This is a genomic window from Streptomyces sp. Pv4-95 (assembly GCF_045782725.1).
Classification (GTDB): Bacteria; Actinomycetota; Actinomycetes; order Streptomycetales; family Streptomycetaceae; genus Streptomyces.
In genome coordinates this window covers 190077-207470 of record NZ_CP127172.1, presented here as the reverse complement: position 1 = coordinate 207470, position 17394 = coordinate 190077, and the positions used below count along the sequence as shown (strand labels likewise).

Annotated in this window: 17 protein-coding genes; 8 read left to right on the top strand and 9 right to left on the bottom strand. The window is 68.2% G+C overall.

Going from position 1 to position 17394, the window contains the following annotated elements:
* Window positions 1-949: 949 nt before the first annotated feature.
* From QOM21_RS00960 to QOM21_RS00950, 3 genes are all read left to right on the top strand, one after another.
* Window positions 950-2488 (top strand): class I adenylate-forming enzyme family protein, encoded by a 1539-nt coding sequence (locus QOM21_RS00960; RefSeq protein ID WP_407547572.1) that lies wholly within the window; start codon window positions 950-952, stop codon window positions 2486-2488.
* Window positions 2489-2734: 246 nt separating this feature from the next.
* Window positions 2735-3208 carry a hypothetical protein gene (locus QOM21_RS00955; RefSeq protein WP_407547571.1) on the top strand — a complete coding sequence of 158 codons (474 nt, stop codon included), beginning with the start codon at window positions 2735-2737 and terminating at the stop codon, window positions 3206-3208.
* Between the two features lie 361 nt (window positions 3209-3569).
* Window positions 3570-3815 carry a hypothetical protein gene (locus tag QOM21_RS00950; protein WP_407547570.1) on the top strand — a complete coding sequence of 82 codons (246 nt, stop codon included), beginning with the start codon at window positions 3570-3572 and terminating at the stop codon, window positions 3813-3815.
* A 125-nt stretch (window positions 3816-3940) separates the two neighbouring features.
* On the opposite strand, the gene QOM21_RS00945 is transcribed toward QOM21_RS00950, so the two are convergent.
* Window positions 3941-5176: an epoxide hydrolase family protein gene (locus tag QOM21_RS00945; protein ID WP_407547569.1), complete on the bottom strand. Its 1236-nt coding sequence runs from the start codon at window positions 5174-5176 to the stop codon at window positions 3941-3943.
* Window positions 5177-5601: 425 nt separating this feature from the next.
* On the opposite strand from QOM21_RS00945, the gene QOM21_RS00940 reads away from it, so the two are divergent.
* Entirely contained in the window at window positions 5602-6429 is an 828-nt protein-coding gene (locus QOM21_RS00940) for an SCO6745 family protein (RefSeq protein WP_407547568.1), read from the top strand.
* A gap of 122 nt (window positions 6430-6551) precedes the next feature.
* Here QOM21_RS00940 and QOM21_RS00935 read toward each other — a convergent pair whose 3' ends face one another.
* Complete coding sequence (locus tag QOM21_RS00935) at window positions 6552-7136, bottom strand: DinB family protein (protein ID WP_407547567.1); 585 nt, start codon at window positions 7134-7136, stop codon at window positions 6552-6554.
* A gap of 142 nt (window positions 7137-7278) precedes the next feature.
* Window positions 7279-7872 (bottom strand): hypothetical protein, encoded by a 594-nt coding sequence (locus tag QOM21_RS00930; protein ID WP_407547566.1) that lies wholly within the window; start codon window positions 7870-7872, stop codon window positions 7279-7281.
* Between the two features lie 479 nt (window positions 7873-8351).
* Here QOM21_RS00930 and QOM21_RS00925 point away from each other — a divergent pair, with 479 nt between their 5' ends.
* The 3 genes from QOM21_RS00925 (at window position 8352) to QOM21_RS00915 (ending at window position 9310) form a co-directional block, all read left to right on the top strand.
* Window positions 8352-8651: a hypothetical protein gene (locus QOM21_RS00925; RefSeq protein ID WP_086726831.1), complete on the top strand. Its 300-nt coding sequence runs from the start codon at window positions 8352-8354 to the stop codon at window positions 8649-8651.
* A 190-nt stretch (window positions 8652-8841) separates the two neighbouring features.
* On the top strand, window positions 8842-9084 hold the full coding sequence (locus tag QOM21_RS00920; RefSeq protein ID WP_407547565.1) for a hypothetical protein: 243 nt from the start codon (window positions 8842-8844) through the stop codon (window positions 9082-9084).
* A complete protein-coding gene (locus QOM21_RS00915; RefSeq protein ID WP_407547564.1) occupies window positions 9041-9310 on the top strand; it encodes a hypothetical protein in 270 nt (89 codons plus the stop codon). Before QOM21_RS00920 ends, QOM21_RS00915 begins: the two co-directional genes overlap by 44 nt.
* 268 nt (window positions 9311-9578) lie before the next feature.
* Here the strand turns inward: QOM21_RS00915 and QOM21_RS00910 are convergent, their stop codons facing one another.
* The 5 genes from QOM21_RS00910 to QOM21_RS00890 form a co-directional block, all read right to left on the bottom strand.
* On the bottom strand, window positions 9579-10736 hold the full coding sequence (locus tag QOM21_RS00910) for an FAD-dependent oxidoreductase (RefSeq protein ID WP_407547563.1): 1158 nt from the start codon (window positions 10734-10736) through the stop codon (window positions 9579-9581).
* Window positions 10737-10909: 173 nt separating this feature from the next.
* On the bottom strand, window positions 10910-11185 hold the full coding sequence (locus QOM21_RS00905; protein WP_407547562.1) for a helix-turn-helix domain-containing protein: 276 nt from the start codon (window positions 11183-11185) through the stop codon (window positions 10910-10912).
* Complete coding sequence (locus tag QOM21_RS00900) at window positions 11185-11676, bottom strand: DUF2975 domain-containing protein (RefSeq protein WP_407547561.1); 492 nt, start codon at window positions 11674-11676, stop codon at window positions 11185-11187. The genes QOM21_RS00905 and QOM21_RS00900 overlap by 1 nt, the downstream gene beginning before the upstream one ends.
* 457 nt (window positions 11677-12133) lie before the next feature.
* The gene (locus tag QOM21_RS00895) at window positions 12134-12853 is read right to left on the bottom strand and encodes a spermidine synthase (protein WP_407547560.1); all 720 of its coding nucleotides are present in this window, start codon (window positions 12851-12853) and stop codon (window positions 12134-12136) included.
* Between the two features lie 299 nt (window positions 12854-13152).
* On the bottom strand, window positions 13153-14136 hold the full coding sequence (locus tag QOM21_RS00890; protein ID WP_407555536.1) for a BtrH N-terminal domain-containing protein: 984 nt from the start codon (window positions 14134-14136) through the stop codon (window positions 13153-13155).
* 702 nt (window positions 14137-14838) lie between these two features.
* On the opposite strand from QOM21_RS00890, the gene QOM21_RS00885 reads away from it, so the two are divergent.
* The gene (locus tag QOM21_RS00885) at window positions 14839-16323 is read left to right on the top strand and encodes an MDR family MFS transporter (RefSeq protein ID WP_407547559.1); all 1485 of its coding nucleotides are present in this window, start codon (window positions 14839-14841) and stop codon (window positions 16321-16323) included.
* Window positions 16324-17153: 830 nt separating this feature from the next.
* Here the strand turns inward: QOM21_RS00885 and QOM21_RS00880 are convergent.
* Window positions 17154-17351, bottom strand: a complete 198-nt coding sequence (locus tag QOM21_RS00880) for a hypothetical protein (protein WP_407547558.1) — start codon at window positions 17349-17351, stop codon at window positions 17154-17156.
* Between the last annotated feature and the right edge of the window lie 43 nt (window positions 17352-17394).

Here is a 17394-nt window from a genome sequence, read left to right as displayed (position 1 = left end):
CGCCGGCCGCCTGGTTCCGGGGGCGCGCCGGCGCTGGTCCACCTCCGCTCCTGCTCACTGAACAGGACGTGGTGCGCCGCGGCCCAGACTGCGGCGTGCTCAAGGCGCGGTCTGGTTCTCCGTTGTTGCAGGAGGCGGGCTCGGTGCACTTCTGCCCGTCTTGCCTGTGGTTCGCCGCTGTGGCTCTGGGCGATGCACGCCCCGGCCGTCCTTGCGGTGAGCCTCTGCGGCTTGCATGTCGAGCTTCTTGTGTCTGGCCATCTCGGCTCCTTGGGTAGGGGAGGGGATCTCCGGTACTCGACCGCCTCGCTCCTACTGTTCGACGGTTGCGGCCCGGTGCCACGGCTGTGCCTCCAGGCAAACAGCACGGCGTCTGATGCGCGTCTCGGTGAGGTCTGAACGGGGCAAGGGGGACCCTCCTCCCTCCCGCCGATGCAGGGCGAGTGCATCGCTCAGGTGTGCGAGGGTGTCGCACTGGGTGCGGAGGGCCGGGGGAAGACCGAACTGTTCATGTCCTCCACCGTGGAATGCGGTCGGCTGCCACCCGGCCTGGGGAACGAGTCGATGCGATACCGGGACTCGCCCTGGTGGAGCGACGGGCCCTGCAACCACGCCCTCCCGCGTGACCGCGGCGCCCCGGTCGCCTCGTGCTCTCTCCGTTCGACTCGGGTCGGCCATCGGCGGACTCATCAAGCCTGCGTCCGTCGAGTGCTGGATGCGCTGATGAGCCCGCGGAGCAGGCAGCGCCGGTTGGGTGGGATGAAGCGCGTCCCGCGCCTGACCGTCGATGAGGATTGGGTCCTGGCCGGCCGTGGCGCCCTTCCGGTTTGTGCGAGCTCGACTACTCCCGACGGGTGAGAGGCGCGTGGGGGCGGGGTGGGGACACCGTTCGAGGGCACATCACAGCTGTTGATCGATTGCGGTCCCATTTCCAGCGTGAGGAGAGGCCATGGCAGGGAGCTACGTCGCGCAATTACTGGACGCGGCTACCGGCCGCTGGGCGACTCGGCTGGCCTTGTCGCAGGGTACCCAGCGGTTGACCTACCGGGACCTGGCTCAGGTCACCTCGCAGATGGTGTCCGCCCTGCGCGGGAGTGTGGAGCGGGAGGGGCCGGTTGCCATCCTGGCCGGGAACCGTCCTCACACCCTTGCCGTCCACCTCGCCGGCCATGTGCTCGGCCGACCGGTGGCGCACCTGGCCAGGGACAGCGCACGTCCGGGGCTGGAAGCGTTTCTGCGGGAACTGCGGCCGGCCGCGCTGGTCTTCGATCCCGCGGATGCCGCCACTGCCAAGGACCTGGCTGTGGCAGTGCCCTGCGGGCGCCTGCTTTCCCTGGGACCCGATCCGGAGTCTACGGATCTGCTCGCCGAGGCCACGGCACGCCGGTTCGGCGAGCCGTACGTGCCGCAGAGCGCGCCCCGGGACCAGATCCGCACGCTGCTGTGCACCGGGGGGAGCACCGGGACACCCAAGGGAGTGGTCCACACCCACCGGATGTACGAGGCGCTCCTCGACGCGATGGCCGACGCCGACGGCGCAGGCGTGCGGCGCCTTTTGCACGGCGAGATGTCCCACCTGTCGTGGTACGTCGGGATCCCCACTCTGATGGCGGGCGGCACCCTGTTCCTGCACGAGGGCTTCGACGCAGATCGCCTCCTGAAAGCCGTCAGCGCCGATCGTCTCACTCACATCACCCTCACCCCCTCACAGTTGGTCCGGGTTCTGGAGCACCCCGACCTCGCCGCGACCGATCTCTCCAGCCTGCGGTGCGTCCTCTACGGAACGGCTCCGACCCCACCACAGCGCCTCCGCGAAGCACTGCGGCGCTTCGGGCCCGTGCTCCAGGGCGTCTACGGGCTCACCGAGGCCGGCCTCATCACCAGCCTGCCGCCTGCCGACCACGTGGATGGGACGCCTGACGCCCTGTCCTCGGTGGGCCGGCCGGCGCCTGGCGCGAGCGTCGAGGTGCGCGACGTGCAGGGCCGCCCCCTCCCTCACGGGGAGACCGGCCACGTGTGGGTCTCCGGACCGGGCATGATGAGCGGCTACCTCTCGCACGACGACACCGTTCCCCAAGTGGTCGAAGGCGGCTGGCTGCACACCGGGGACCTGGGATGGCTGGATGAGCGGGGACGACTGTTCCTGGCGGATCGAGCGAAGGACATCATCCACCACACCCGCGGCACCCACGTCTACCCCCGCGTCATCGAGGAAGCTCTCCTCCAGCACCCCCTAGTGCGGGAAGCTGCCGTGTTCGGCGTCCCGGACGCGGACACCGGCTGCGACCGCGTCCACGCCGTGCTCACCATCTACGAACCCTGCGACGCGCAAGCCACCCTTCGCACCCATCTCTACAACGTGCTGCGGCAGGACCACCTCGTCCCCGACATCATCGAGGCCATCGACGAGCTGCCGCTCACGCGTGTAGGCAAGGTCGACAAGCAAGCCCTCCGACGGCGCTACCTCCGCCAGCCGCAGAATCCGTAGGCAAGGAGGCGGTCGGAGCAGGCGCGTGAGGCCCTTGGGCAAGGGGCAGCCCCTGCCGGCCTGCGGTGATGTCGAGGGAGGCCAAATCGCGGCGCTTGGTGGGCTCGTCCTGCCAGGACGGGAGCGAGGGGGTGTCGACGCCCTGCTGCCGGCCCGTCGGCACAACCGGCAACTGCCGGAGGGGCCCGGTGATTCTTGAGCACGGACATAGAGTGGAGTTCCTCGAGGAGTCGGCAGGGGGTCGCCATGGAGATCACCGTCCAGTGGATACGGACGTCCTGGACGAAGCAGTCCCGGGGAGGGGAGGCTGCTTCGCTCAGGAACGCTGCCCCGGTCGGCTTCGCTCTCCCGCACGTCGAGGCAACCTCCGCCCACGTGATTCGTATGCAGGAGCGAGACGGCTTCGAGCCGTGTGACACCCAGGAAGACCGTGGCAAGGTCGATGTCCAGCTCCGTGAAGCCGACGGCCGGCTGCGGGTCTTGCCCCGGGTGGAGCCCTTGTTCGCCCTGCCGCCCCGGCCGCGACGGCCCCCGGCGGTGCGACTTGCCCCCGGTCAGTGGGTGCGCTGGCAGCTCAACTATCGCTTCAGCAGTATGGCGGGCATGCAGGACTGGTCGTACTGGCTGGACACGTTCAACATCGCCTACGGCCCGGTGAACGACGAGGTGTTCCTGTCCACGCCCACCGTATTCGTCGACGAACAGGGGCCGGTCCGCTAGCCGCGTCCTGAACGGTGGCCGCGATCGGTCCCGGATGACGCCATGTCACCGAGGCCGGATCCTGTTGATCGTCCTCACGGAATTTGCGACGCACTGCTAGGAAGGCGGTGCGCCACAGCCTCTTGCTCCTCAAGGCTGACCAAGTAGTCAGCAACGGTTCTTTCTGCCTCGGACCCCCATCCCCACAGGTGGCGGGGCCCCGAGTCTGGGGGCGGATCGCTCGCTACTTCCGTATGAGGGCGGCCGCGGACACCGCAACCGGACGGGTTCACGCGATTCGGTGACGCACCCGAGGGATTCTGTAGCGCGGCCATTTGCGCATTGAACGTCGTGGTGGCCGGGTTAGGAGGACACTGACCGTATGGCCCTACCCAAAACGCATCTTTGCTCGGCCTGCTCGGACGACTCCGCGCCGGATTCAGCCCTTCATGAAGACCTCGTGGTCGGAGCGCCGCTGTCCATGGAGGATCTCACCGACGCGCAGCGCCTCGACCGGTTCGCCCGTAAGTATGCCCACGACGGTTGCCTGGTCAACGAAGTCAGGCGAGTCCCGCACGACGGCTCGCGCGGCTATGCCTGGTCGGTCCGTTTCACCGAGATGCCCTGACAAGACAGCACCGGCAGATCCCACCCCGATGCTTCCGACAGTGGAGGTGGTCGGGCCACTGGCGCCTCCGTGCCGACCGGTGGGGGACGGCTACCCCAACCCCAAGGAATGGCCGCCAGGGTCGTTCAGGGCCTGCGGCCGTGGAAGGTGCGGCGCAGGTCGCTCACCCAGGCGTCGGGGTTCTCCCAGGGGATGAAGTGACCGCCGTGGTCGTGGGCGTTGACGTTGACGTGGTTGAACCAGTCGGCCTGCGGGCCTGTCTTGAACGCCCGGACGCGCTCGTCGGCGGTGTGCATACCGGGCGGGTTCTCGTACGTGACGAAGGTGAGGCCGACCGGGGCCTGCACGATCGGGGTGCGGTCGTGGGCGGGGGCCCAGGGGTAGCGGTTGGCATTGGCGTAGTAACGCATTGACGTGGCGATGGAGTTGTTCACCCAGTAGATCGTGGCGTGGGTGAGCAGGTCGTCCTTGCTGAAGACGGACTCGACATCGCCGCCGTTGTCGCTCCAGGCGTTCCAGCGCTCCAGCAGCCAGGCGAGCAGTCCAGCGGGTGAGTCGCTCAGGCCGTGGGCCAGAGTGGCGCCGTCGAGCATGTGCACGGCGAGGTGGGACGCCCAGCGGTGGTCCATCTCGATGATGCGGGTGCGGACGCCGTCGGGCTGGTCGTCGGTGAGGGGCCGGTTCCGGGCGAAGTCCCAGGCGCGGGGGCCGGTGAAGAAGTCGAGCGGCAGCCCGGAGCCGATGTGGATGCCGTACAGCTCGTCGGCGTACTTGTGGCCGAGCTGGCTGGAGACGAGCCCGCCGATGTCGCAGCCCCCTGCGGCGTACTTCTCGTATCCCAGGGTCTCGGTCATCAGGGTGTGCCAGAGGTCGGAGACCTTCCAGAAGTTGACGTCCGAGAAGCCGGTGAGCGGGCCGGGGAAACCGAAGCCGGGCAGGGACGGCACGATGACGTCGAACGCGTCGGCGGGGTCACCGCCGAACGCGGCCGGGTCGGCGAGCGGGTCGATCACCTTCGACCAGTGCCAGAACGTCCACGGCCAGCCGTGGGTGAGGATCAACGGGATCGGGCGGGGGCCGCTGCCGGGCTTGCGCATGAAGTGCACCGGGACACCGGCGACGGCCGCCTGGTAGTGCTCGTAGGCGTTGATGGCGGCCTCGGCCGTGCGCCAGTCGTAGCCGTCCCGCCAGTAGGCGACCAGCTCACGGAGACAGCTGTCCGGGACGCCGTAGGACCAGTCCTCATTCCCCTCGTCCAGCGGCGGACGGGTCAGTGTGAGACGGGCGCGCAGGTCATCGAGGACCTCGTCGGACACATGGATCGGGGTGGGCTCCAGGGGGAAGGCGTGCGGGGTGGTCATGGCGTCGTCCTTCTGGGCGGGGGAGTAGTGTCCCGTCGGCGTGTTGGCTGGTTGGGCGGTGAGCCGGGCACCCTTTCACAGAGTGCGGGCAGCGATGCGGCGAGTGCCTGCCGGTGGGTGGTACGGGTCGAGCTGGGCCGCCAGGCAACCGATGCGCCCCTTTCGCCGCGCCTCGACCACGTTGCCACCAGCGCGGACACTCAACGGCTTCGACGATAGAACGTTCCACATCCGCTCCGGGCGGCGTTGCATAGGTGGCCGCCTGACGCACAGCCCGTATGCCGGCGAACCCTCCCTGCCGGATGCATCGCCGCTTCTGGAGCTGTTCGGGCCACCGGAAGTCGGACGATCGATTGCCGCACCCAGGAACTGATGGAGCCGCTCGTACTGCTCCACGGGGCGTGCCCGCTGGCATGATGTGGACCATGGCTCACACCGCCCGTCGCATGTTCGAGCTCCTGGAGCCGATCTGCCTGGTCACCTTCTTCGCAGACGAGTGCAACGAGGAGCTGGCCGCGCTCGGCCACCGCACCTACTGGGACGGCTACTTCGCCAGCCGCGCCGCGCCGCTGGGGCGGGTGCCGGCGCAGGTCGTGCACGCGGCTTTCTACAGCTTCGCCGACGGGGAGGTCGCGCGGCACATCCCGAGCGCGTGGGAGACGATCCCGCCCGAGGCGTCCATCGCCGCGCGGGAGCGGGGCAGCACGGCCTCCCTTCGGCGGATCCTCGGCGACGAGTCGGCCGACTCCCCGAGCCTGGTGCGCGCCGCCGACCTGACCACCAAAGCCGCGACGAACGCGCCCACGGAAGGCCGGGTGATGTACGCAGGGATGCGCACGCTTCCGGTGCCGAGCGACCCGGTCGCCCGACTGTGGCATTCCGCGAACATGCTGCGCGAGCACCGCTGTGACGGGCACGTCGCCGCTCTCGTCGGCGCGCGCATCGGCGGCACGGAGGCCCACGTGCTCAGCGCGCTCGAAATGGGCATCCACCCGCCGGAGTCGTTCGGGCGCATCCATCACCTGCCGAAGGAGCGGCTGGCCGCGGTCATGGACGGCTTGCGCGAGCGCGGGCTCGTCGACACCGACGGCCGGTTCACCGACGCCGGCCGTGAGACCAAGCAACGCATCGAAGCCCTTACCGACGAACTCGCCGCCCCGCCGTACGACGCCCTGTCTCCCGGCGAGCTCGACGAACTGGTCGCCGCGCTCGAACCCATCACCGCGACGCTGGTGGCCGCGGGGTCGAAGTGACGAGCAGCGACTGACGGGACGAGGAGCCTGCCGTCCGGTACGGCGAGTTCTCGGTGCTTCGATAGATCAGCACCCACGACCGGCGTCATGCCGCACGAACATCACGTCACGTGAGACAGTCTCTAAGCCTTGATCGGTGCGGCCGACCTGGCGGCCTGCTCGATCTTCGCGCAGTGGGCTGCGCGGGCTTCCTCGTCGATCCGCTGCTCGTTTTCGGCGCGCACCCCGGTCCGGCCGTCGAGGCCCTCGCGCAGGATATCGGCGTGCCCGGCATGCCGGATGGACTCGCCGAGGACATGGACCAGGATGGCGAACAGGTTCGTGTTGGGAGAAGGCTCCGGCCACCACGGCACGTGGCCGGGGGCGTCGAGGGGAAGCTCATTGATCGTCGCGTCCGAGTGTTCCCACGTGCGCCGGTAGAACCCGATGATCTGAGCGCGGGTCTCGTCCTCGGTCGCCCACTGATCGCTGCCGTCGGAGTCCTGCCACCGGGGCAGCGGTTCCGGGGAAGGGCGGTCGAAGACCTCGCCGAAGTACCTGGCCTCGACGGTGGCCACGTGTTTGACCAGGCCGAGGAGGTTGGTCCCGGTCGCTGTCAAAGGTCGGCGGGCGTCGTATTCGGACAAGCCGTCGAGTTTCCAGAGCAGCGCCTTGCGGTCGCGCCGCAGTCTCCCGTGCAGGTTGTCTTTCGCGAATTCATCGATCATGCGGCATGAGCCTGCCATGGGCTGTTCGTGCTCTCAAGATCCCATACGTGGTCCGCAACGACCGGCAGAGCCGAGGCCTGGCCATGGCCGCCGCTCTGACCTGCTACAAGAAGCTCGCGAACCTTGCCACGTGAGACAACCCCTAACTGTTGGGGTGGTATCGGCAGGACGAATCGTCGCAGGTGGTGGGTACCTGCCACCGGTTACTGATGCGGTGCAGGAGGCCCTGGTCCGTAGGCCGGGCGGGGAGGTTGCACAAGATCTCGGTGGGGGAGTAGATCGGGCGCGCGTCGTCCTCGATGTGCTCGGGGTCGGTGTAGTGGAATTCCTCCCGGCGTTCCCAGGGCAGGGTGATATGCGGCCGGTGGTCGAGGGGGTTGTCGTCGGCGAAGGAGGGGTGGAGCTGCCACTGGGTGCCGAAGGCGCGGTTGTGGACCTCACCGAGGTACCAGGCCGCAACCGCGACCAGCGGCGTGTCCATCACCTTGCGGGCCTGAGCGGGGCTGTCGAATGCGGCACGGACGAGCGCTTCCAGCCGGGGGAGAGAACCCACGGTGAAGTCCCACGGCCCGCGGCCGGCGCGTTCCTTCGCCCAGGCGGGGAATCCGGTGCGCTGTTGCACCAGCCACTTCTCCAGCACCGGATTGTGGGCGCTGATGTGGTCTCGGGCCTTCTCTTCGCGCAGGTACTCGGCGTGCTCGTCCTCGTCCATGTCGCGCGGGTCGGTCCACTCCATCCCCCGAGACTAGGCGAACCATGTGTGCGCCGGCGTCAAGATCCCGCTTGGCGCGTGAGTTGTCGGTGCGTCCTCAATAACTGTCATGTGGTCAGGGAGAGTTGAGGCCGTAGGGGGGAACGGTGCACCCGCAGAGGCACCGAACTGAGCACTGCGGCGCCTGATTCACCGACTCACTCACCGCCGACCAGCCTCGAAGGATCACGTCCTGCACTGGTCCAACCCGCGCCGTCAACGACAGCACCAAACCCGCATCAAGCCTTGCCGTACCAGGACGTGTTGCTAAAGGAAGCTGGTGAGCCGGGTGCACCCCAGACTTCGCCGTCGAGCAGCGCCATTCCCAGTACGGGCCACGCCTCCCGCCTGCGACGGTGCAGCCGCGTGGGTCCATCTCGCTGCGCAAACTGCTGGCTCGTGCGCCTGTCTGTGATGTCAACGTGCACACTGACGGTTTCCCCGTTCGACCGAAGGACTGAGCCGTGCCCGACCGACCTGAGATTGTCTGCATCTGCGGCTCTACCCGGTTCGTGGACGAGATGCGTGCGGCGAACCGTGATCTGACCTTCGCAGGTGTCATCGTCGTCGCGCCAGGCGAAGCGGACGAGTTGATCACCAACGAGCAGAAGACCGCGCTGGACGCCCTCCACCTGCGCAAGATCGACCTGGCTGACCGGGTTCTGGTCGTCAACCCCGGTGGGTATATCGGCGAGTCCACGAGCAGGGAAATCGCATATGCCCACGCCACCGGCAAGCCGATCTCGTTCACCGATCCCGTCTGACCAGCAGACGCTTCGTGGTGCGCGCGGGCAACGAGTCTCGGCCAGCCTCGGAGCGTGTTGCTGGAGAGTCTTCGAAGTGATCGGGCCCAGCCTTGAGCTTGTGTCGCGTGACGTGATCTCTGATGAGGCGTGGGCCGTGCTCGGGCCTCTGGGACCCGCTGATCACGCGATCGGCCGCTCCCGTGGCGGGTTGACGTCCAAGACGCACCTGGTCGCCGACGGCAAGGGGCGGGCGCTGGGCTTCGTCCTGACCGGTGGCCAGGTCGCGGGCACGATCATGCTGCCCGACACGCTCGACGAGATCCGCGTGGCCGGCGCGACCGGGCGGCCACGTCAGCGCCCGGACCGGCTGCTGGCGGATAGGGCTACCCGTCCAGGGCGAACCGAGCGTGGCGCGCGAGCGCGGCATCGCCACGACGATCCCGGAACGTGACGATCAGATCGCCCACCGCCGCAAGCGACCTGGCCGCCCGATCGACTTCGGCGACGAGCAGCGGCAGCGGTACCGGGGCCGCAACGTCATCGAGCGCTGCTTCAACAAGCTCAAGCAGTGGCCCGGGCTCGCGATGCGATCAGACAAGACCGCCCGCACCCACCACTCCGGTCAGTGCCTCGCCGCCACACTCCACTGGGTCCAGCCCTTTAGCAACTCGGCCTAGGACATGCTCCTCGGCCATAGCCGGGTGTGTCGTTACGTGATCTTGTGAGCTTGGTCCGCGATCGTGCTCTGTCGTGGCGGGGACTGCGACACAGCGGGTGGTCGAGGACCGGCTTTGGGATCTGATCGAGTCGCTGCTGCCACCGTGAGCCGGAATGGCGTACGTGATCGGCCTTGTCATGAGCGTCGTCCTACTTGAGGCCATCGCTCCATGTGCTGCCTGGCCCATCACCCGCAGTCAGCCGAACGTGAAGCGGCCCGTGGTGGGCTCAATTGGGTGTGTGGTCGGGGAAGGATCTGTCGCCGAAGAGGACTCTGCTTGCCGCGGCCCGGCCGAACGGTGTGCGTAGCAGGGTGAATGCCGCTGCTGCTGTCGCCGGCGTCCGGACGTGGGCCAATCCCCGGCGCAGGGTGAGTCGTCCGCGGAAGTGGGTGCGGAGTGCGGCTCCGTCGTAGTGGGTCATCGCTTCGGGTTTTCCGGTGTGCAGCGCGTCATTGAGGACTTCGGCTGCGAGTTCCGACTGCCGTAGGCAGGGGTCCAGGCCGCCGGCGGTGAGAGGGGAGACAGCGCCTGCCGCGTCCCCGACGAGAAGCCCGTCGGCGCAGCTGATCCGGCGCAGCAGGCCGCCGACGGGAATGGGGCCTGCGCGCCGCTCCACCCGTTCGGGCCGCTTGATGCCGGTCAGACCGGGCGCTGAGGCGCTGAACCGTTCCGCTGCCCGGCGAAGTCCGTCGGGATAACGGTCGGCATAGCCTGCGACGCCGACGTGTGCGTGCTTCCCGTCGTTGACCACCCAAGCCAGGTAGCCGGGGGCGAGTGAGGGGTCGAGTACGCAGTGGAAGGTCGGTGGCTCGTCGCTTCCGGGCATTTCGAAGACCTCTTCGGCGCCGACGATCAGGTGGCGGTTGCGGTCGAGAGCGAGGTCGCGGGCGACTGTTGAGCGGGCTCCGTCGGCGCCGACGACGTAGCGGGCCCGGACCATGGTCAGCCTGTCGCGGCCGGCCAGGTGGAAGGTGTTGCCCTGTCGGCCGGCGTAGCGCGTGCCCAGCGCTATGCGTACGCCGGCGGCGGTCGCGGCGGCGGCCGACGCTTCGTAGAGCGGCGCCATGTCGCCCACCCGGTACTCGTCGCGGGGGCTGGTGAGGCTGACCGGGCGGCGCAGGTTGGGTGGGTAGAGGACCACGCGGCGGATCGGTGGTCCGAGGCAGTCGGGGGGCAGGGGGAAGTCGTCGAGTGTCTTGCGTACGAAGATTCCGGTGGTGCGGATCGCGCCGGCAAGGTTGGTTCGGCGTTCGACCAGGAGCACGTCGTGGCCTTGGCGGGCGAGGAGTGTGGCGGTGTTCAAACCGGCCAGTCCGGCCCCGACCACCAGTACGTCGGTACTGTCCGTGGCCCCGAGGGGGCGGCAGAGGTGGGCTGTCGTCATCGTTAGCTCTGTTCCGTGTGGGGCCCGTCATCGGTGCGCGGCAGGCGCCGGCCGGCTACGGGCAGCGCGGCGACGGCCCGGGCCGGTGGGGGTGAGGCGTGCGGAGGTCGCCGGCGTCGTCGTACCCGGTGATCGGGTGCCGGGGTGCCGGGGGCCAACTACCGCGGCTGCGGTCACCCGGCGGCGGATCCAGCTGGTGCGGACGCTCCGGATTCGTGCGCGGCTCTGTCCCCGTCCCCGGGGTTCTCAGGCTCCCAGCGCAGCAGGTCTCCGGGCTGGCACGCGAGCACCTCGCAGAGCGCGGCGAGCGTGGTGAAGCGCACGGCCTTGGCGCGGCCGTTCTTGAGGACCGCCAGGTTGGCGGGTGTGATCCCCACCCGGTCCGCCAGTTCGCCCACAGACATCTTCCGCTTGGCCAGCATCACGTCGATCTCGACGACGATCGGCATCAGATCACCTCGGCCAGCTCGGCGCCCAAGCGCGACGCCTCGACGTCGCGCGCGAGGGCCTGTGCGAGCAGCACCCGCAGCACGAGCACGATGAGCGCGACCCCGAAGACCGCCAGGGAAACCCCACCCAGCAGGACCACAACACCCGGGGCCACGGCCTCGCCCGGCGCCAGGACCACCCCGAGCGCGAACACCAGGAGAGCGGCCGCCGCGAACGCGCCGATCACCAGATGGACATAGCGGAAGGCGGCGTGGGAGAACACGGTTCCCCGTCGCACCATCGTCACCAGCTGCCACACACAGACCAGCACTACCTGGACCGTAAGGACGCCCAGGGCCATGATCACGAGCACAGAAGTGCGGCGGTCCGAGAGGGCGCCCTCCTCGATGACGCCCGCCGGCATCGCCACCATCACCGTCTGGGCCAACACCGACCCGGCGAACAGCGCCACCATCACGGCGCGCAGCGCAAGCACTGTCAGCTTTCCCATCGTCACTCCCCTTGGTCGAATAGCAATAGAAATCTATTGATTATCGATAGGTATGGCAAGTCCGGGCCGCACTGGTGGGTGGGGCTGCGTGCTTGATGCCCACGAGAAAGCCCCCGTGCGGCAGGGGGGGCGTAGGGGCGGTCGGCCTGGTCGTCCAGCAGTTCGGGGAGGCTCAGGCGCCCAAGCGACGGGCACCGCTGCCCCTGCACGCCGCGCTAAGGCAATCGGTCCGGCGAGATCATCGACCTCGCCGGCCGGGAGGGCCCGCCACGTGAGCCGCGCCACGCCCTACAGCGGGGCACGTCCGCCAGGCCGCTGGCACTAAGTGCGAGGGCGGTCCACCCAGGGCCCGATAGCCGCGGACGACCCTGTCGAGAGGCGCTTCGGCGCCATCGGGCTCGCAGATCCGTCGCCGGCGCCTCGGCGCCGGGGTTCTGGGCAGCGTTATCGGTTGTGCCTACTCGCCGAGGGCCCGCTTCGCCAGGTAGACCGTGTTGGCGGCTTCGCGCCCCTGCAAGGGGTTGTCGAAGGTGACGACCTCGGCCCTCACCTCGGTGAATACCTGCCGAAGCGTGGCGGTGAATCGCTCGTCCGGTGCTTCGTTGGACCACAGCGCGAACACTCCACCGGGAAGGAGCTGTTCACTCAACCGCCGCAGACCTTGGGTCTCGTAAAGATCGGCATGCGAGGGGTGCAAATGGTGACTTGGCGAGTGGTCGATGTCGACGATGATCGCATCGAACCGTCGGCCCGGGTCGGACGGGTCGAGCCCGCCGGGGGAGCGGAGCAGCGCGAAGAAGTCGCCATGCGCCAACGTGCATCGGGGATCCGATGCCACCTCAGCGGGAATCAGCCCCTTCTGGTGCCACTCGATCACCTCGCTGAGGGCATCGATGACGACCAGGGAGCGCAGGCTCTCGTCCGCCAGTACCGCCTCGGCAGTGCAACCGAGTCCGAGCCCGCCGACGAGGACATCGAGCGCGGGGCCAGTCAGCTCCGCGAGGGCCAGCCGTCCCAACTCCTCCTCGGCGACGGTGAACAGGCTCGACATCAGGAACTCGTCGTTGAGCTTGATCTCGTAGACGTTCTTGTCGATACCCGGGTACCACCGTCGGCGCAGCGCAAGCTCACCCAACGGCGTCTGACGCCAGTCGAGTTCTTGGAATCGTGTACTCATCGAATCTCCCGCGTCGTGCCGCACCGAGCCCGATGGCCCGAGGTCCGGCGGGCTGTCACGCTATCGTCCTTCGGCATCGGACACCGTGTGCCCATTCCGTCACTGAGCAGTTCACTCTGTCGGAGGCGAGGCCCCGTCCCTTCGGGGCGTCCTTCTCCAAAGAACGTGGCCTCTGTGCAGCTTGGAGCCCTCCCAGAGCGTCGTGAAGCCCCTCCGGCGGAGGCCGTGACCAAGCCCCGCCAGCGAAGAGCTGCAATCTGACCGGTCGCGCCTGGCGCTCCACCCGCAGGACCAGGCCCCTAGAGCATGTTGAGTGCCTGCATCGCATCGCGTTCGATGCGCGAGAGTTCGTGGAGGATGGAGCCGGCCTCCGCAAGGTTCTTCGCGTCGCATGATTCGCCTGCTGTCGCGACGAGGGCGGCTACCTGTGTCCAGAGGGCGGCAGCCTCGGTATAGAGGCTGTGGCCAGTGCGCAGGTGGCTGCTGCCGATCAGCTGGGCACTCTCGGCGAGGAAGTCCCGGTAGAGATTGCGGAACAGGGCGCCGCCGGTGCCGGCCCTCTCCATGAGAGCGGCGGCCTGTGGCAGGTCCTCCCGCGGATTGTCGCTGCGCTGCAGCCACTTCGGCACCAGCTTGGCGGTCTTCTCGATGCCCCGGTGGCCCAGGTTCGAGATAGGCGGGTTCAAGAACGCGTCGGCGCAGGTCTTGATCGCGGGGATGACCCGGTCCTGCGGTGATGTCAGCGTGCTGGGTGCCGTGAGGGTGAAGGAGCGGTGCTTGGCGGTCATGGGGCCGCGTTCGGCCCTGGCTGTGGCCAGGCCGGCGAGACTGGTCGAGACGGCTCCGCCCTGCGGGGTGGTGTCCACCAGGTAGGCGTCCTGTTCGTCGTAGCCGTACATGGCTACGACGTGTCCGCCGAAGTGCACCCTGCTGCTGAAGTAGTCCAGGTGGTAGCTGTCGAGCTGAAGGCCGACCGGCCGACCGGCGTCGAGGGGTGCCGCCACGTTCTGCCATGCCTTCCGCGGGGAAGTGGTTTCCGCGACCAGCAGCTCAAGCCCGAGCGCGGCGGCCAGGTTCCTGGTGAGCTCGAACGGCTTGACCCGGCCTCCCAGGAAGGGGAAGCCCATCCCTTTGCTGTCCCAGTAGATGAAGGACAGCCCGGACCCAAGCCCGAACAGCATGGGCTCGGACAAGTCGATCCCCTCATGCCGCAGCAGCACGCCCAGCGCCGTCGTCTCACAGTGCTGCATCCCGCGGAGATCGATGTCTTTCACCATGGTCATGCCGCTCATTCTTCCTCTCTCGCGGACGGCGATGCCGCAGATGGGCGTTCAGGGCAACGGTCTCTCCTAGGCATGATCTGCCGGACAGGACCTTGCTGGGGCCTGGGGATCCGGCGCCTGGCAGTGGAATGCGGAGCGTCGCGAGAGGTCCGCCAACGACGTGGACCTTGGGCGATGTCTCGCTGCCCATGCGCGGGGTCCCGGCCCTGGCGGTGGCCCTCGGCCCGGCTGCGGGAGAGCGCGGGGGAGAGCCGTCGGACACCCTGGCAGCAACGACCGACGGCGCGCAGTGCAGGGACAAATGATCAACGAAGGCGCCGCCTGGTTTGCGGACCGGGGGCCGACCGCAAAACGCCTCGTCTCGACCTCATTCGTTCGCGATCTCAAGGAGCCGGAAGGTCGCTACGAGGCGCTGGGCCCGCTGCGCAGAGCGCCCCACTGTTCGCCCCTGAGCTTCCTCGGACTCGGGGCAGCGTGGGGCCGCCCGGCTGCGGTGGACCTTCGTGGCTCATACGAAAATCGGGGGAGATCTTGGCAACGATGCGAAACAATTTGACCGGACCGATGAGTCCTGCCGGTCGTGCAGGTCTTACCGGTGTTCACGACCCACATGATGCCGGCGGCCCTCGGCTGCGAGGCGACTGCGATCAGGAAGCCCAGCGAGGTGCTGCAATGTCAGCTGTAACCCCAGAACGACCTGCCGTGAAGGCGGGCCGCACACCGACGGTGGTGCGGCTGCTGGTCTTGGCCACTTTCGTGGTGATCCTCAACGAGACCATCATGATCAACGCCATCCCGCGATTGATGCACTCGTTGCGCATCAGCGAGCAATCGGCGCAGTGGGTCTCCACTGTGTTCATGCTCACCATGGCCGTCGTGATTCCGATCACCGGTTGGTTCCTGCAGCGGGTCACCACGCGCCAGGCTTATGCGATAGCCATGGGCGTGTTTCTCGCGGGTACTGTCCTGTCGGCCGTGGCGCCCTCCTTCGAGGTGCTGCTGCTGGGCCGGGTCGTGCAGGCCGCAGGCACAGCCGTGATGATGCCCTTGCTGATGACCACGTTGATGATGGTGGTGCCCGATCACGACCGCGGCCGGGTGATGGGCAACGTCACCTTGGCGATCTCTGTGGCCCCCGCGCTCGGACCTGCTGTGTCGGGACTGATTCTGCAGGTCGGCTCCTGGCGACTGCTGTTCGTGGTCGTCGTGCCGATCGCGGCTTTGGTGACCTTCTTCGGGCTGCGCAAACTGGACAACATCAGCGACCCCCAGGTGAGCTCCATCGACTGGCTCAGCGTCGGCGTGGCGGCACTCGGGTTCGGTGGCCTGGTGTACGGCCTGAGCCTCTTCGGTGACAGCGACGGAAAGGTCGGGCTGGCCACGGGCATCGTGATCGCCGGCGGCGCGGCCATCGCGGTTTTCGTGATCCGTCAGCTCAAGCTGCAACGCACCGGTGCGCCTCTGATGGACCTGCGCACCCTTGGGCACCGCACCTTCGGCCTGTCGCTGGCCCTCCTGTCCATCGGGTTCTTGGCGATGCTCGGGGCGATGATCCTGCTGCCGCTGTACCTGCAGAACCTGCGTGGGCTCAGCCCGCTGGAGACCGGCCTGCTGGTGATGCCGGGCGGTCTGGGAATGGGCCTGCTGGGACCGTCCATCGGAAAGATCTTCGACCGATTCGGTGGTCGGCTGCTGGTGGTGCCCGGCTCGATCGGTATGGTCCTCGCTCTCGGCGGGTTCACCCAGGTCTCCACGACGATGCCGTACTGGCAGGTGCTGGGCCTGCACGCGCTGCTGATGGTGAGCTTGGCGGCGACGTTCACCCCGGTCTTCACGCTCGGCATGGGCGGGCTTCCCCCGCATCTGTACTCCCACGGCAGCTCGATGCTCGGGACGTTGCAGCAAGTCGCCGCAGCGTTCGGGACGGCCCTTGTGGTGACGGTGATGTCCGCGCGCACCACCCAGCTGGTCGCCGATGGCGTATCTGCCGTACCTGCGCAGGTGAGCGGAATGAAGCTGGCCTTTGGTGTCACGGCCGCTCTCGCCCTGGTGACGATCGTCGTCGCGGTGAAGCTGCCCCCACGGATCGCCGACTCCGACCCCCAAGATCACGACAGCGCCGATGGGGACACGACCGTCAGCGACCACCCCGGCCAGGGCGAGCCCGCCACCGTCAGCCAGAACTGACCGGCACGCGTGGTCAGTCCGCGTCGCTGACCGTCTTGATCGGCATCTGGGCCGTCCAGTATGTCCAGATCCTGATGCGCAGGCTGACCGACGTTGGTCAGTGTGGAGGGGGTCGGGCACGTGGGGAAGCCGGCCGGCCCGACCGGCAGCCGCGGCGCAACGCGCCTGGCGCAGTTGTGCCGCGGTATCCGGCCGACGGCCAAGAGCGCTCCGCGGGCCGGACGCCGAGCCGCGCAGCCACCCTCTTGGACGACGTCGCTGTCTGCGGCGGCGATCTGGCCGCCGCACGCGAGGAGGAGGGCAGGGCTGCCGAGCCGGCGGCCTGGGTCGCGGTGCCCAGGTGGTGCCGACTATGTGGGCGGAGGGCATTCGAGCATGCTGATCAGCTGTCCGCTCTGGTGGAGGCCGACCTGGGGGACGATGGCTGAGCCGGCGGCCGCCGGGTGCGGTCCGGTGCTGCTCGCCGCGGTCGGCCGTGGCCTGGGACAGGGGAGGCCCAGCAAGTCGGCAGCTGCCGACTGAGCAGTCCTTGTACGCGAGGAAGGCCCCGGCCCATCTCTGTCCCCGGGCCTTCGCGGTGCCGGCAGGCGTCCCGAAAACGGGGCTCGGGGAATCGATGGAACAGCGGTCGGAGCCAAGGCATGACCTTGGCCCCTGTCGCATTGGCGACCACCGGGGAGAACACACGGTCCGAGCTCCGACTGCGGCGTGTCGGTGCACCTGTACGAGCTGGTGGGAGACGGTGCAGGCGCGCAGTTCGGTGGCATCCCCTGCTCACCACCCGTCGGCACGCGACACGGTGAGCCGTGCTTCTCCCATTCCGGCGAAACCTACTTCTCCTGCGCCTCCGCCTCGGCCAGGGCCTTCATGAGTTCCGCTCGCTCCTGCTCGTACTTGTCGATGTTCGCCTTGAGCCGGTCCTGGTCGGCCTTGAGCTTGGCCACGTTGGCTTCCTCCTGTCGGAGGTTCTCTTTGAGCGTGGCGATGTGCTGCCTGATCGCTTCGGCGTAATTGTCTTCCTCCGACACGGTGGCTTCCTCTCCATGCGAGCGGCAGTGCTGCGGTCTGCGC